We start from the raw sequence: 15,757 nt of genomic DNA, 5'->3' as shown, positions 1-15,757 counted from the left end.
GATGCCCAAAACCTCGGAGAGAAAAATGAAAGCAAAGACACTTGCAGTTCTAGCCGGCGCCGTATTCGCCGGGATACTGATCTCAGGCTCACGTTCCCAAGCCGCAGAGATTCCTCCGGAACGCCTGGTGCGGCTCGCGGAACTGGAGATCGATCCGGCACAGTTGGCCGCCTATCGAGCAGCTCTGCGCGAAGAGATTGAGACATCTGTCCGTGTTGAGCCAGGGGTTCTCGCCTTATATGCGGTTACGGTGAAGGATCACCCAAACCAGATCAGGCTGTTCGAGATGTACGCGAGCCCAGCGGCATATCAGGCACATCTGCAATCCGCGCATTTCAAGAAGTACAAAAGCGCAACCGCTGAGATGGTGAAGTCCCTGCGTCTCATCGAGACAGAGCCCTTGCTGCTCGAGTCGAAGTGATGAACTCCGCAACTCCCCCAACCTCTAGGCCTGTCATCCTGAGCCATAGGCGAAGGACCCGCTTCTTCCGCTGCACACAGTGCAGCCAGTTCGCACCAGAGGTGCGAATGTACTGTTTAAGGGCATGGCTTTAGCCATGCCATATAAAGCCCGAAAGAAAGCGGTTTTAACCGCTGAGGGCAATCGTCCCAGCGCCATCAACAGTCGCTATCCCACCCGCTATCATTATCCCGCCACAACTCCAGCGGAGGCCCAATGAACCGAAGAACCTTCCTCCGCCTCCTGCCGGCAGCATCTCTTTCTCCCACCCAATCGCAATCCCAACTCAAAGACCTCGAAACCCAGATCCCCGCGCTCCTGAGGTCCACCAACGTCCCAGGCCTCTCCCTCGCAGTCTTCAAAAACAGCCGAATCATCTGGCTCCAGGGCTTCGGCGTCACCGATCGCGCATCCGGCACTCCCGTTGACAGCAACACACTCTTCGAAGCCGCCTCGATGAGCAAACCTGTCTTCGCCTACCTGGTTCTAAAGCTATGCGAACAGGGCATGCTCTCACTCGACACTCCACTCACCACCTACACCAACCGGCGTCTCCTCGAAGACGATCCCCGTATCAACCGCATCACCGCACGACACATCCTCTCGCACTCCAGCGGCCTCGTCCCCGACTGGCGTTCATCGGACGACCCGTTGCGAATCGCATCCGACCCCGGCGAGCGGTGGTCCTACTCCGGCGAGGGATACTACTACCTTCAATCGGTCGTAAACGACCTCATCGGCCACACCGACCCGAAGCAGTGCGGCCAGTTCGAAGCCGGAGTAAAGGTCTGCGCAACCGACTTCGGCGAATCCATGCAATCCCGGGTCATCACTCCTCTCGGCATGACCTCCAGCGGCTACGTGTTGAACCCGGACTTCGCCAAACGCCGCGCACGTCCGCATGACGCAAACGGAAACCCATTACCCTATGGAACCAGCCGAGCCATCGATCTCGCACGCTACGGCGCCGCTGGCGGACTCCTAACTACTCCCGCCGACTACGCAAAGTTCCTGATGCAGATCATCGATCCCAGACCACAGGACGATCATCACCTCAAGACCACTCAGGCTTCGTCCTGATGACCAACAGCGACAATGGCATGAAGGTGCTGGAAAAACTAGCTCCCGAAATATCGAAGCGACTGCACTCTTAGCGTTAGTGAAGTCGCCAATTTTTATCCCTCCGCCACAATAGCGAGCTGTATTCTCTGTTTGAAGAGATGCTGAGGCGTCACGCAGGCCGGTTTCGTTTCGTAGAAGCAGGGTCGGAGACAATGATTGCGACAATTAGGATGATGGCCAAACACAGATCGATTAAATAATGAAAGTAGCCACTCCCAATCCACTTCGCGGTACTCTCGGGTTCTTCTTCCAAGGCATTCCTGTTGTCTTCATCAAGAACGACGTTTTGTTCCGCAGAGCCGACTCCGAGGATCATTATTTCAAGCTCATTGGTGAGGATGGAGAGGGGAAAACAGGCATAGTCTTTGGCGACGATGCGGCGTTAGCCTTCAATCGCTTCGCCACATTGCTCCATGAGCTCCGGCACTTCCATGATGCTCTTCTTTGCCGCCCTCTATTCGAACAGTTCCTGCGACAGCACAAGATTACCTTGGCTGTAATGCAAATACTCAGCCGGCTTACCAAACACCGTTATCTCCCGGCGGGGGTGAATGACCCGATCTGGCATTCTGATCCTGAGATGGCATTCCTCAAGCAGTTGATCGATGATATCGACGAGGACGCGTTCAATCGCAGCCAGGGCTTGTATGCGGACGGCRTGATTGAGTCCGACTCCATTTCTCTGGAACACTTGCTCGAAGCCAGCGCGATCACAACTGAGCTGCTTCATCTCCACGCGATCCATGGTGTCGAATCGATGGAGCACTATTACAGGACGGTGATCCTCAATGCCGGCAAACTCTATAAAGGTTTGGTTGAGCGATTCGTTACGCTTTATAGTGGCAACATTCTTTACGGAATTGACGCCCTCTATTGCGCGCTCGGCATCTCTCTCTACAGCTCTGATAACCCGATTGCACGCTTTGTCTTGATTTATGAAGAACTGCGGAGGGACACAGGTACCCTTCGTGTGGAGGTCGAGCGCTGGCTCTCGAATCCGGTCCCGGATGAGGACGATCTCGCCCAACGAGTCTACGGAGAGTGGCTCATTGACTATGCATCGAGACAGCCTATCGGACCTGAGAGCTTTGCGGGCCACGAGTTCCCGATGGAGGAATTTGCCTGTCTACATCAGACTCTATACGAGGCACGCCGCACACTGATCCGGCGCTACATACGACTGGCCGGGTACCGATCAGACTTCTACGTCGATCATCTTCATGAGTTCGCCTCGCCTGCCGTCCTTTTCTATCCGGTAGAAGCCGATAGTTCCGCGACCGTAGTCCCCGCCATCCTAAAGAGCGATCTTCAGGCGGACGGTATCGAGCACTATCCTATTGCCGACGCCGAGGAAGAAAGAATCGTCTTGGCTGGTTTACGGAACTTTCCGTCAACCCGATCTTGCATAAGCTTTGAAGTAACGGACCACATCCTGTTTGTAAACTTCTGCTATCGGTATCTCTTTATGGAAACAGAGCGATCATATTCGCGAGGTGTGGACGACACTTATCTTCACACTCTGAGGAGCCTAGTCCTCGCCCGTTGTGAGGGCGAGATATGAGCAAGCGGAGCGCTGGGACGCCTAATAACGTCGGCGCTGGTAGATGAACCCGGAGGTGTCTCCTAAAAGGGGATGTCGTCGTCCGGGTCGGGAGCCGCGTGAATGTTCCTTTGAGCGGCGATCTCTTCAACTTCTTCAATGAAGCGCACGAGGGCTATAACATGAGAGAAGACAAAGCGGGCCTCATGCTTATTAAGCACGCTGTCGTTTGGATGTGCGAGGCTGCTGTTATTGCGGATTGAATTGAATGCCTCAAGCGTAGAGATCGAAGAGCGCAGGATGCGCACAGCCATCTCTGTGGGACTGGAATCCTTCTGGATAAACTTAGCGTATGTCCCCATGAGGGAGTGGAGCGGCACGCCTTCGTCGGGCGCTCCTCCATTGCGCTTTGCGATTAGTAACCGTAGGTACTGTGTCAGAAATGTATGCAGCCGGTCGATTCCGACCTCGAAGCGACCTTCTTCGTTATAACGCTTTACCTCGTCTCGAACCTGGACAAAGGTCACGTGCGTATTGCCGACGTTGACCAGTGGCAGGGGATCTGTTTCGGCAGCGGAACGCAATCTGCTCACAATGTCTTGGCAATCAGCACGGTCGCGATCGTTGATCGGTGGCGTGCGGTACACCTCTGGATGGCGCGCTTCACGACGAAGCAAAGCTTCGAGAACAATTGCTACGGTATGGGAATCTTCCTTCGACCAAAGCTCACGAAGCCTGTTTGCCTTGGAGTTGCCGCGTCCTTCGTATGTTCGCGTGTAAATATCTATTGCTACAGTATCGAAAATGAGTTGACTGAATTCAGAGTTGCTGAGATCAAGCACGTAGCCGCTCTTCATGCCGAGAACATGCTCTAGTGTCTGCCTCTCATCAAACCGTAGGTTTGCCATCTCAATGATTTTGCCAGATTGCTGGCACTGGGATTCTTAGCTCATATCGATGAATGAGTCACCGTCGAGCGTATTCCTAAGTTGTGCGGGGCGTGATTGTGGTTTCAACTGAGCAGGCTGCATTGTTATCATGTCAGGCACTATGGACGGCGCAGGAGAAATTCTCAAATCTGGAGCAGCTGCAAATCTTACCGATCTTCTAAAGAAGCTTGCCGGGCCCGCTTTTGAGGAACTTGGGGCTATTCTCGCTGACAATGTAAAGGTTTATCGCGTCAAGAATTTTCTAAAAACAACCGAGAAGACCAGGCGCATTCTCCAGGAGGCAGGTCTGCCTCCCAAACCAATCCCAACTCGATTGCTCCTTCCGATTCTGGATACTTGTTCTGTTGAAGATAATGAAGATCTGCAAGAGCGTTGGGCGGGTCTGCTCGCCTCTGCGTCTCAAGAGGCCGATTCGCTTTCTCCATCGTTTATCGAAACACTCAAGCAGTTAACTCCCAAGGAAGCAAAGCATCTCGATCACATTGTCATTGAGGTATCTAAGCTTCAAAAACGCCCCTTGGCGGGCGGCCATGCGATCCCATACCAAGCGTTCACTGGAAGTTGGGGCGCTCCCACAGGAGCACGCGAAACATACGAGCGCCTAGGTTTAATTGAACGGGAGTTCAATGTGAAGATGGAAACCAGTGCATGGAGAATCAGTTACGACGCCAAGAACATGGAAAATACTGTGCATGATATCGAGAGCGCGTTCGACGATATCGACGCAGAGGTTGAATACCAATACATCCTTACTGCCTATGCCGAGTGCTTCCTTCAAGCCTGTCGCGGCCCTCGAAAGAATACTGACTAGTTTCGCTAGTTACACCTGGCTGTTCGGATCGAAGTGGTGAGAGCCGTTTGATTGCTGGGCAATTCAAGGCAGCATCTGTCCGATCCCCAATGCGCATCATTTCCCCAACCTGATACTCTGATGCTCGAAAAGAGGCTTTCACGTATGAAGACACGTTCGTCCCGCCGTTCGTTCCTCGGTTCCGCGTCTGCTGCTGCGCTTGGATTGGGCGCTGCTGCCCTGTCCTCCAAAGACGCCGCTGCGCAGGCTGCTCCTTCCGGTCCTCCGGTTGCCTTCCAGCCGATCACCGCGGAGAAGCTCGCGGAGCTGCTGCAGGCTGTCCATCAGAAGCCGGGCAACAAGGACCTGGTCGATGGCAAGGGAACTGCCGTGACCATGGTGCTGACCAACGAGGTCGCCAAGGCCGCTCCCGAGTTTGAGTATCACCAGACCCGCGACCATGTCTTCCAGATCCTCGATGGCGAGGCGACGTACTATGTCGGCGGAACCCCGAAGAATCCCCGTCAGACCAAGCCGGGTGAGTTTCTCTGCCCCGACTCCGAAGGCGCGACCGCAGTCACACTCAAGAAGGGCGACTACTTCTTCATCCCCCGCATGACTCCGCATAAGCGCGTCACCAAGACCAGCGTGAGCTTTGTACTGATCAACGCGACCACCGCGTAGGGCGTCTCGAGAGATTCGATTTGAGTTTTGTTGAAAATCTTGGGTGTTCCGAACCCACCCTAGCGTTGCGAGGGCGGGGCACCCTGCGGGGTAAGCGGCTGAGCGCTGAAAGCCGGGGTCCCCAATGAACTTGTTCATTGGGGTGGAAAGGCGCGCTCTATACCAGCCTAGGGCAACGCCCCAGGTTTGGTGCCCACAAGATTCTTAAAGGGCTGAAGGCCCGCTCTATAGTTCTTCAGCAAAGGCGAATTTGTAGCTACGCCCTAAGTCATGTAACCCGATCCGCACGAGAGCCCGTCCAAAAGAGATGTGCCGTGCACGGCAATAAATTCTGCATACTGAGAACGGGCCGGTTGTCACCCAACCGGCCCGCTACTTTTTGAAAGTGTTTCCTGGTCTAGTCAAGAGTGTCCGAATCGACAAAAGGTCGTGGTCGCAAGCAGGCGCCGGCAAAGCCGTCCATCGCGGGAAAACGCATCAGCCTCAAGGAGCTTGCCGCTTACCTGAAGGTCGACCCCTCCACCGTCTCCGTCGTGCTGAACGATGTACCCGGCCGCTCCATCTCGCCGGCCACACGCCAGCGCATCAAGGACGCCGCCAAAGAGTTCAACTACAGCCCCAGCCTCCTCGCCCGCTCGCTGCGCCAGCAGGACACCCGCACCTTCGGTATCCTTCTCCCCCTGGTCGGTGAGGAGTACCACGCCCAGGTGCTCAGCGGCGTCGCCAGCGAGCTGGAGCGCAACCAGTACTCCTACCTCATCGCGCAGCATCGCCACAGTGAGGAAAAGACCGAAGGCTACATCGAGATGCTGATCTCGCGCGGTGTTCAGGGCTTCATCGCGATCGATACGCATCTGACCAGGTCGCTGCAGGTGCCCTGTGTCGCCGTCGCCGGTCATGCGCATATTCCCGGCATCACCAACGTGATGCTGAACCACGAGCACGCCGCCGAGCTGACCATGCGCCACCTCCGCGACCTTGGCCACAAGCGCATCGCCTTCATCCGCGGACAGGCCTTCAGCTCCGACTCCGAAAGCCGCTGGAAGGCCATGTCGGATGCTGCCAAGCGCTTCAAGATCTCCATCCCCGAAGGTCTGGTCATGCAGCTCGATCGCGACATCACCTCGCCGGAGCTGGGCTACACCGTGGTGCAGAAGCTGATGAAGCAGTCGCGCGACTTCACCGCCATCGTCTGCTTCAACGACATCGCCGCCCTGGGCGCCATTCGTGCGGTAGGCGACGCTGGTCTGCGCGTGCCGGAAGATGTCTCGATCATCGGCTTCGACGACATCCGCGTCTCGGTCTTTGCCCGGCCATCGATCACCACCATCCGCCAGCCGCTGCAGGCGATGGGCGAGACCGCCGCCAAAGTCCTTCTTACTCGTCTCAAAGGCGAGCGTGACGGCGATGACATTGCAGTAGAGCCGGAGCTGATCTTCCGCGAGTCGACCGGACGGGCTCCGTACCGTTACCCGGTTGGGCGCGCCTCTGCAAAAAGCTCTTGACAGCATTGTCGGCCAAAGCCTCTAATGACTGCCGGCAGACCCGCGTCTATCACAAACAATCGATTGTCTTCATGAGTGGAGAAATAGGCATTTTCAAAACAATCGATTGTTCATGGCGCGAAGGCTGCTCATTTGGAGGCACAATATGTCAATCTCTCGCAAGCAGCTTGCTGCAGCGGGCGTTCTTGTACTTTCTCTGGCGACCTGGTCGGCAGAGGCTCAGAATGCGAATGCAGGCGATATCCGCGGCGTGGTCACCGATCCGACAGGAGCCGTGATCGYCGGAGCAACCGTCACCGTTCTCGATAAGGACAAGGGCGTCACCACTACCTACACCACAGACACATCCGGTCTGTACGACACCGGCCCGATCGTGACCGACAACTACCAGGTCACCATCGTGAAGGAAGGCTTCTCCAGCTACGTCCGTTCGCAGATTACGCTGCAGGTCGGCGTCATCACCGTGAACGCTCAACTGAAGGTGGGCGCCACCGAGACCTCGGTCGTTGTGGCCGAAGATGTGCCGCTCATTCAGACCGAGACCGGCGAACAGTCCACCACTCTGGAAGCCAAGGTCCTGTCCAAGCTGCCGAACCCTACTCCGGACTGGCAGAACTTCATCAAGCTGATTCCGGGTGCGACCGCGACCTCGACCTCCGGAACCACCAACACCGGCCAGGCCTACTCGGTAAACGGCAACCTGCCTTACAACGCTGTGTTGGCTGACGGCGCCTCGTCCGCTCTGTCGCACTCCGGCAATGCCGATGTGTCGACCTTCGAGACGGTGCAGGAGGTGCAGGTCAATACCTCAGCCTTCTCCGCGCAGTTCGGTACCGGCGGCGTGATCATGAACCAGATCAGCAAGGGCGGAAGCTCTACCTTCCACGGAGCGGCGTACGAGTACTTCCAGAACGATGCGCTGAATGCGCGCAGCTTCTATCAGACCTCGAAGCCCTATCGCCGTTACCACGACTTCGGTGGATCGATCGGCGGACCGATATGGCTGCCGCAGTCGCTGGGCGGAAAGAACCGCCTGTTCTTCTACTTCAACTACGACCGCACCATCAGCCTCAGCGCGAGCACCGGCTACCAGACGGTACCCACCGATGCGATGCGCCGCGGAGACTTCTCCGGCATGGCCCCGGTCTATGACCCCAACACCACGTCGCAGGTGACCGTCAGCGGAAAGACGTACATCAAGCGCAACCAGTTCGCGAACAACCAGGTGCCGATCTCGCCGGCGGCGGCAAAGGTCCTGGCGCTGTTCCCGAAGGCGAACTATAACGGATCGAACTCGTCCACCAGCCCTACGACCGGCGTTACGGCGAACAACTACTACTACAACCTGCGTTCCACCAATCCCTACAGCCGCTACTTCGGCCGTTTCGACTATGACATCTCGCCGTCGAACCGTCTGACCGGCTCAGTGAGCGAGCGTGACAACCCGGCCCGTTACGTCAATGGCCTGGGATGCCCCCTCGTCTGTATGACCGGCGATGTCAGCAGCTATAACTCGCAGATCACCGACGTGTGGAACATCAGCTCGCACACCATCAACGAAGCGCGCCTGGGCTATACCAACCAGCTCAACTTCTTCATTCCGGATTCGCAGGGAACCGGTCTTGGGCCGTCGCTGGGTCTGCCGTACCTGAAGTTCGACATTATCCCGACCTTCAATATCTCGTCTTATTCGGGCGTCAACCAGCCGCTCTCGCCCTTCACCTACAAGGAGCACAACTACGATCCTTCGGACGTGGTGACGATGATCCGCGGCAAGCACATCCTGCACGTCGGCGGCGAGTACATGATCTTCCAGGACAACTCGACCGCATACGGCAATATCAACGGATCGACGCTCGGCTTCACCGGTGTCTATACGCAGTGCACCTACTGCCAGACGGCGGCAGGCGGCAATCAGGCGTCTACGGGCAATGCCTGGGCCGATCTCTACACCGAGCAGATCAACAGCTGGTCGGCACAGGTCACGCCTGAATATGCCGGCCGTCAGAAGGCTCCGCAGATGTTCGTCCAGGATGACTGGAAGCTGACGCCGAACCTTACCGTCAACCTCGGCCTGCGCTACCAGATCATGGAAGGCTGGTCTGACACCAAGGGCAACCAGCGTACCTTCGATCCCACCGTAACCAACAGCGTGACCAACACCCTGGGCGGCATGTGGTATGCCACCACCAAGACGAACGGTCGCTCGCAGTTGCAGAACAACGTCTACGACACCGTGCTCCCGCGCGTGGGCTTTGCCTGGCAGTACCGTCCGGGCTTTGTGATCCGCGGCGGCTACGGTCTGTATGCCTACCTCTGGAGCCTGGATACGTACGGCGGCGACGAGGGTGCGGCCTTCGGCTTCAAGGGGTCGCTGTCAGATACCAGCAACGGCCAAACCGCGATCGGCAAGCTGTCAGCCGCGAATCCGCAGTTCCCGTACATCGGGCCGACGACGGACTCGGGTGCGTACAACGGACAGGGTGTCTCGTTCACCAACCAGCACACGCCGGTGACCAAGATCCACCAGTACAATCTCACGGTTGAGAAGCAGATCGGCAGCGACATGAAAGCGAGCCTCGCGTTCGTTGGCAGCCGCTCGGTCAACCTCACCTTCAGCCGCGATATCAACCAGGTGCCGGTCGACAAGCTGGCCGTCGTCGACCAGCAGTTCCGTCCGTTCCCGCAGTTCACCTCGATCAGCGGCAGCACCTTCAACGCCGATGCCAACTACAACTCGCTGCAGGCTGCCTTCCAGAAGCGCCTGACACACAGCCTGTCCTTCGATGCCAGCTATGTATGGTCGAAGTTCCTCAGCGAGTTCGACTCGTCGGCGTGGGGCAGCCGCAACGGCACCACCACCTATCAGAACTCGTATGACGTGGGAGCCAACTACGGTCCCTCGAACTTCGACGTGCGCAACGCCTTCAAGGGAGACGCGATCTATGTGCTTCCCTTCGGCAAGGGACAGCGTTTCCTGAACAATAACTACCTGCTTGACCAGGCAGTGGGCGGATGGCAGCTTTCAACCACCTACCAGCTGCAGTCGGGTAATCCGATGACCATCACCATTCCGTCAACGCTGGCGCAGACCTATGCCGGTTCGGGCAACATGTATCCGAACTGGGCCAGCAGTCCTACGCTCGGTGACCGCACTCGCGACCACTGGTTCAACACCACCTACATCAGCCAGAGCGGCCAGAAGGTAGGCCCCGACACCAACGCCGCATTCATCATCCCTGCGAACGGAACCTTCGGCAACTTCCATCGCAACAACGTCTACGGCCCCGGCATCGTGAGCTTCAACACCTCGCTCGGCAAGACCTTCAACCTCTATAAGGAGCAGTACAAGTTTGAGCTGCGTGCCGACGCAACCAACGTACTGAACCACCCGGTCTTCGCAAACCCGAACAGCTCCATCACCAACGGAAACTTCGGAAAGATCACCTCAACCAACCTGTTCGTAGGCGGGCGAGCAATCCAGCTCATGGGTCGCTTCTCGTTCTAATCTCCTGGCCTGAGAGGCGGGTGCAACTACCCGCCTCTCATTTTTTCTGGTGTAACTACAAATTCGATTTTTGTTCCTTGTTACGGATTTTGGTATTCCTAACCCACCCTAGCGTTGCGAAGGTGGGGCACCCGGGCAATATAAGCTTCGGGTGAAAAGCGCTGAAGGCGCGCTCTATACCAGCCTGGGGCAACGCCCCAGGTTTGCTGCCAAATAGAAGTTAAAGGGCTGAAAGCCCGCTCTATAGTGCGGCAGTCACATTTGGGACCTCATGCACTGGGTGCCCCATCCATATCGCGAATCGGGGTCCCCGACGAACTTGTTCGTTGGGGTGATAACGCGATGGGTGGGATATTGGCGACAAACTATATGCAATCGAAAATCACGCAAAAACTATCGATCGGAATCCTCGCACTTTCGCTCAACGCGGCTATAGCCCAAAAACCAGCCCAGGTATGGCTCACCACCAACGACGGCGCAAAGCTCCTGCATCGCGAAACCGATCTGAAATGGAGCAAGACCCCCGCCACCGGCGCCACAATCTCGGTTGATGATGCAAAACGTTTCCAAACCATCGACGGCTTCGGCCACGCCCTGACCGGCGGCTCCGCACAGCTCCTGATGAAGATGACGCCCGCGGCCCGCAGCAACCTGCTGCACGAGCTCTTCGGCAACGGCGACGGACAGATCGGGATGTCGTATCTCCGTGTCTCCGTTGGCGCCTCCGATATGAACGCCTACGTCTACACCTACGACGACATGCCCACCGGTGAGACCGATCCCGAGCTGAAGCACTTCACGCTCGCCGAGGATGAGAAGGATGTCATCCCGGTACTGAAAGAGATTCTGACGACTAACCCCAGGCTCAAAATCCTCGCCTCTCCATGGACCGCACCCTCCTGGATGAAGACCAATGAAAACGTAAAAGGCGGAGCCCTCAAGAAAGAGTATTACCCGGCCTACGCGCAGTACTGGGTGAAGTATCTCCAGGGCATGAAGGCGCACGGCATCACCATCGATGCGCTGACCGTGCAGAACGAGCCGGAGAACCCGAAGAACACGCCCAGCCTGGTGATGACCGCCGATGAAGAGGCCGAGTTCATCGGTCAGCACCTTGGCCCTGCATTGCACACAGCCGGGCTGCAGACCAGGATCATCGCCTTCGATCACAACTGCGATCATCCCAACTATCCGGAGACGGTATTGAAGGATGCAAAGTCCGGCCCCGTGGCCGACGGCTCCGGCTTCCATCTCTACCTCGGTGACATCAGCGCCATGACAGCCGTCCACGATGCCTATCCGCAAAAGAACATCTACTTCACCGAGCAGATGGTGGTTGCTTACAAAACCAAGGAACCGATGCCGATCGCGCGCCCCTTCTCGCGCGTCGTGATCGGAGCGCTGAATAACTGGAGCCGCAATGTGCTGCTCTGGAATCTCGCCGCCGATCCGCAGAACGGGCCGCACACCAACAATGGCGGCTGCCCCATGTGCTCAGGCTCGCTGACACTGGATGGCGACAAGGTCGCACGTCTGGTGGCGCACTACACCGCCGCCCACGCCTCGAAGTTTGTTCCTCCCGGCTCGGTACGTATCGGATCGACATGCGACGGAACCTGCCCCTCCGAGGTAGTCCTACGCACGCCCAAGGGAAAGTATGTTCTGCTGGTCAGCAACCCGGATGCGGAGGCGCGTGAGTTCAGCGTACGGTTCCATGGAAAGACCTTCCATACCTCGCTGGCCGCCGGCGCCGTCGCAACCTACGTCTGGTGAGACATTTTTTCTGTAGGTGTAGTGTAGGGATTCCGCATCTATGGGCGTTTTCCGTAATGAAAACGCCGCTGCACTTACCTTCGGGATACGCAGCAACAGGAAAAATGCTCTGAGGAAAGGTTTTTGCGATGCTGACACGGAGAGAGTTTGTCCAACAGGCCACGCTGGCGATCAGCGGCTTGCGCTATGCGGCTGCACAAGGTGCAAACGAGGTCGTCGTCAAGACACCCTCAGGCCCGCTGCGTGGTTTGCAGATCGAGGGAGTTCGCGTCTTCCGCGGCGTTCCCTTTGCGCAGCCTCCTGTGGGCGATCTCCGTTTCCGTGCGCCGCAGCCAGTCACTCCGTGGAAGCAGATCCGTAACGCGACTGAGTTTGCCGCCTCTGCGTATCAGCAGGATAAAAGTCACCCTCAGAGCGAAGACTGCCTCTATCTCAACATCTGGGCTCCCCAGGGTGCTGGACCATTCCCGGTCTATGTCTGGATCCACGGCGGCGGCTTCACCGGCGGCCGCTCCTTCGATCCCATGTTCGATGGAACGAACTTCGCCCGGAATGGCAATAGCGGGCTTCCCACTGCGTGTGGAGATCGATGGCGACCTCATCCAGCAGACACCGCTCGCAGCCATCCGCGGCGGCTCGACACGCGGCAAACGCCTGCTCATCGGCACCAACCGCGATGAGAGTGCCTCGTTCATCGGCACGCATCCGGCAAAGGATGCCGGCAGTCAGGACCTCGGCAATCTGACGGTAGAAAAGTTCCATCCCATCGACGAGGCCTACAAGAAGCTCTACCCCAATCTCTCGCCGGAGATGCGCCGCATCCGCAGCGTCACCGCGGAAGAGTACTGGGTGCCCACTATGCGTGTTGCCGAAGCGCATGCCGGCGGTGGGAATGAGACGTACCTCTACCGCCTCGACTTCCCCGGCGAAGGAAACTACGCAGGGCTGGCCTTCCACTCCTACGACCTGCGCTTCGCCTGGAACCATCTCCCGCCGGAAGCAGCCGCGAATGCGAAGACATTAGCGGGCACCATGCACGCGGCCTGGACTGCCTTCCTTAAGGGCGAAGCCATGCCAGTACCGGGTACGCCCGCATGGCCTACCTTCGATACCGGCAAACAGACAACCATGATCCTCGACGTACCCAGCCACGTCGCGCAGCGTCCACAGGCCGACGAGCTGGCCTTGTGGAACGGCCTGCTCACGCAGTGAACCCTAACCGAGATACGAAAGTGAGCTCATGCTGAACCGTCTTCCCAATCGCCTTCCCCGCGCCGTCGCCGGTGCTCTTCTGTTCTCCCTTGCGGCCTGCCTGCCCGGACAAACCGCAAAGGACGACGCGGCGATCCAGAAGAAGGTCGATGCGCTGCTAAGGCAGATGACGCTGGAAGAAAAGGTTGAGCAAATGGAGCAGGCCGCCGGCCAGCCCATGTACACGCCCAAAGAGAAGGCCGATGCCCTGGCAAAGAACGGCATCGGCAGCTTCCTCTTCTTCACCGATCCCGAACGCATCAATAGTCTCCAGCGGATCGCCATGACGGAGTCGCGGCTGCATATCCCCATCCTCTTCGGCTATGACGTCATCCACGGCTTCCGCACCATCATGCCGGTGCCGCTGGCGATGGCCTCGTCGTGGGATCCCGCGCTGGTCGAACGCACGCAGTCGATGGCCGCGCGTGAGGCGCGTGCCGCCGGCGTGCACTGGGCCTTTGCTCCGATGGTCGACATCGCCCGCGACGCACGCTGGGGACGCATCATGGAAGGCGCAGGCGAAGACCCCTATCTCGGCGAGCAGATGGCCGCAGCGCAGGTGCGCGGCTTTCAGGGTAAGTACGCCGGCGCTCCCGATCACATCCTGGTGTCGGTCAAGCACTTCGCAGGCTACGGTGCAGCCGAGGGAGGACGCGACTACGACAGCACCAACATCTCCGATGAGCAGTTGCAGAACGTCTACCTGCGCCCCTACAAGGCCGGAGTCGATGCAGGCGCGGCCACCGTGATGTCTGCCTATCAGAACCTCAACGGCGTTCCAGCCACCGGCAACCGCTGGCTGCTGACGGATGTGCTGCGGCACGAGTGGGGATTCAAAGGCTTCGTCGTCAGCGACTGGGAGTCGGTCGGCAGCATGAAGACCCACGGTTTCGCGAAGGACGAAGAAGACGCTGCGATCCGAGGGGTGCAGGCCGGCGTAAACATGGAGATGACCGGCTCAACCTATCGCAAGTGGATTCCCGCAGCCGTAAAGTCGGGCCGGATTCCTGAGTCGGAGATCGATGCCCTGGTGCGTCCCATCCTAACGATCAAGTACCGCATGGGCCTCTTCGAGAATCCGTACGTCGACCTCAAGAACTTCCAGCAGGTGACGCTCTCCGCAGAAGAGCGCACCGCATCGCGCACCGCAGCGGAACAGACCGCCGTCCTGCTCAAGAACGAGAATCATCTCTTACCGCTGAGCGGGAGCCTGCACAGCTTGGCCGTCATCGGCCCGCTTGCTGACAGCAAGCTCGACACCATGGGCTCGTGGGCCATCCACGGCGACCGCCGCGATACCGTGACGGTTGTTGAAGCTCTGCGCGAATCTCTGCCGCAGACCAGGATCGACGCAGCCGTCGGCGTCGAGATCGAGCGCGGCTCCGCCACCATCTTCGACGAGCAGGTTGTTCCGGAGAAGCCCACGCTCACCACCGATGCAGCCAAAGCCGAAGCCTTCGCGCACGCAATCGAGCTTGCCCGCAATGCTGAAACAACGGTGCTGGTCTTAGGCGAAGCGCAGACCATGAGCGGCGAGGCAGCATCGCGCGCTCGGCTGAACCTTCCCGGCGAGCAACAAAAATTACTCGAAGCAGTTGTGGCCCTCGGTAGGCCAGTTGTGCTGGTGCTGATGACCGGCCGCCCGCTCGACATCACCTGGGCACAGCAGCACGTGCCCGCAATCCTGAACATCTGGTATCCCGGCACCGAAGGCGGACACGCAGCGGCAAACCTGCTGCTCGGCAAGGTCAACCCCAGCGGACATCTGCCCGCAACCTGGCCGCGCGAGTCCGGACAGGAGCCGCTGTACTACTACCAGTCGATCCCACAAAACCCCGACAACACAGAGCACCGCTACTGGGACACCTCCAGCGCTCCGCTCTATCCCTTCGGCTATGGACTCAGCTACGCGGAGATCCGCATGAAGGGCATGACACTCGACGCGGAGACGATCAACGCAGACGGAACCATCTGCGCTCGCGTCACGGTAGAGAACACCTCCAAGGTCGCAGGCGCACAGGTGGTGCAGGTCTATACCCATCAGCGCGCAGGCAGTGCAGCACGTCCGGTGCGCGAGCTCAAGGCCTTCCAGAAGGTATGGCTGGCTGCGGGCGAAACCAAAACCGTCGAGCTACAGATCCCAGTCAAAGAGCTCTCCTACTGGAGCCCGGTGG

12 protein-coding genes are annotated in these 15,757 nt (G+C 58.2%); 11 read left to right on the top strand and 1 reads right to left on the bottom strand.

Annotation, left to right across the window (positions count from 1 at the left end; all coding sequences use genetic code 11):
• The 3 genes from AB4043_RS02335 to AB4043_RS02325 form a co-directional block, all read left to right on the top strand.
• The coding region (locus AB4043_RS02335) for a putative quinol monooxygenase (protein ID WP_442306430.1) at positions 1–421 on the top strand (421 nt) is incomplete at its 5' end.
• Positions 422–676: 255 nt separating this feature from the next.
• Positions 677–1,540, top strand: coding sequence for a serine hydrolase domain-containing protein (locus AB4043_RS02330; protein ID WP_442306429.1), 864 nt, complete (start codon positions 677–679; stop codon positions 1,538–1,540).
• A gap of 241 nt (positions 1,541–1,781) precedes the next feature.
• Positions 1,782–3,143: a hypothetical protein gene (locus tag AB4043_RS02325; RefSeq protein WP_442306428.1), complete on the top strand. Its 1,362-nt coding sequence runs from the start codon at positions 1,782–1,784 to the stop codon at positions 3,141–3,143.
• 62 nt (positions 3,144–3,205) lie between these two features.
• On the opposite strand, the gene AB4043_RS02320 is transcribed toward AB4043_RS02325, so the two are convergent.
• Positions 3,206–4,030 (bottom strand): abortive infection family protein, encoded by an 825-nt coding sequence (locus tag AB4043_RS02320; protein ID WP_442302032.1) that lies wholly within the window; start codon positions 4,028–4,030, stop codon positions 3,206–3,208.
• Between the two features lie 130 nt (positions 4,031–4,160).
• Between AB4043_RS02320 and AB4043_RS02315 the strand changes: the two genes are divergently transcribed.
• The 8 genes from AB4043_RS02315 to bglX all read left to right on the top strand — a co-directional run.
• On the top strand, positions 4,161–4,883 hold the full coding sequence (locus AB4043_RS02315) for an Abi-alpha family protein (protein WP_442302033.1): 723 nt from the start codon (positions 4,161–4,163) through the stop codon (positions 4,881–4,883).
• Between the two features lie 144 nt (positions 4,884–5,027).
• Entirely contained in the window at positions 5,028–5,546 is a 519-nt protein-coding gene (locus AB4043_RS02310) for a cupin domain-containing protein (protein ID WP_442302034.1), read from the top strand.
• Between the two features lie 407 nt (positions 5,547–5,953).
• Positions 5,954–7,051: a LacI family DNA-binding transcriptional regulator gene (locus AB4043_RS02305; RefSeq protein ID WP_442302035.1), complete on the top strand. Its 1,098-nt coding sequence runs from the start codon at positions 5,954–5,956 to the stop codon at positions 7,049–7,051.
• A 145-nt stretch (positions 7,052–7,196) separates the two neighbouring features.
• Positions 7,197–10,559, top strand: coding sequence for a carboxypeptidase regulatory-like domain-containing protein (locus tag AB4043_RS02300; RefSeq protein WP_442306427.1), 3,363 nt, complete (start codon positions 7,197–7,199; stop codon positions 10,557–10,559).
• A 369-nt stretch (positions 10,560–10,928) separates the two neighbouring features.
• The gene (locus tag AB4043_RS02295; RefSeq protein WP_442302037.1) at positions 10,929–12,332 is read left to right on the top strand and encodes a glycoside hydrolase family 30 protein; all 1,404 of its coding nucleotides are present in this window, start codon (positions 10,929–10,931) and stop codon (positions 12,330–12,332) included.
• A gap of 128 nt (positions 12,333–12,460) precedes the next feature.
• Positions 12,461–13,012 carry a carboxylesterase family protein gene (locus AB4043_RS02290; RefSeq protein ID WP_442306426.1) on the top strand — a complete coding sequence of 184 codons (552 nt, stop codon included), beginning with the start codon at positions 12,461–12,463 and terminating at the stop codon, positions 13,010–13,012.
• On the top strand, positions 12,912–13,544 hold the full coding sequence (locus tag AB4043_RS02285) for a carboxylesterase family protein (protein WP_442306431.1): 633 nt from the start codon (positions 12,912–12,914) through the stop codon (positions 13,542–13,544). The genes AB4043_RS02290 and AB4043_RS02285 overlap by 101 nt, the downstream gene beginning before the upstream one ends.
• Positions 13,545–13,572: 28 nt before the next feature.
• Positions 13,573–15,757: beta-glucosidase BglX (bglX, locus tag AB4043_RS02280; RefSeq protein WP_442306425.1), on the top strand; the 2,185-nt coding region annotated here is incomplete at its 3' end.

The organism is Terriglobus sp. YAF25 (genome assembly GCF_052113305.1).
Classification (GTDB): domain Bacteria; phylum Acidobacteriota; class Terriglobia; order Terriglobales; family Acidobacteriaceae; genus Terriglobus.
The sequence above is the reverse complement of the archived record's forward strand: the minus strand, read 5'-3'. Positions and strand labels throughout refer to the sequence as shown.

Bases quoted from the DNA above. Each gene is read 5' to 3' on its own strand.
- AB4043_RS02330 (WP_442306429.1), top strand. From the start codon at position 677: ATGAACCGAAGAACCTTCCTCCGCCTCCTGCCGGCAGCATCTCTTTCT.
- AB4043_RS02320 (WP_442302032.1), bottom strand. From the start codon at position 4,030: ATGGCAAACCTACGGTTTGATGAGAGGCAGACACTAGAGCATGTTCTC.
- AB4043_RS02315 (WP_442302033.1), top strand. From the start codon at position 4,161: ATGTCAGGCACTATGGACGGCGCAGGAGAAATTCTCAAATCTGGAGCA.
- AB4043_RS02310 (WP_442302034.1), top strand. From the start codon at position 5,028: ATGAAGACACGTTCGTCCCGCCGTTCGTTCCTCGGTTCCGCGTCTGCT.
- AB4043_RS02295 (WP_442302037.1), top strand. From the start codon at position 10,929: ATGCAATCGAAAATCACGCAAAAACTATCGATCGGAATCCTCGCACTT.
- AB4043_RS02290 (WP_442306426.1), top strand. From the start codon at position 12,461: ATGCTGACACGGAGAGAGTTTGTCCAACAGGCCACGCTGGCGATCAGC.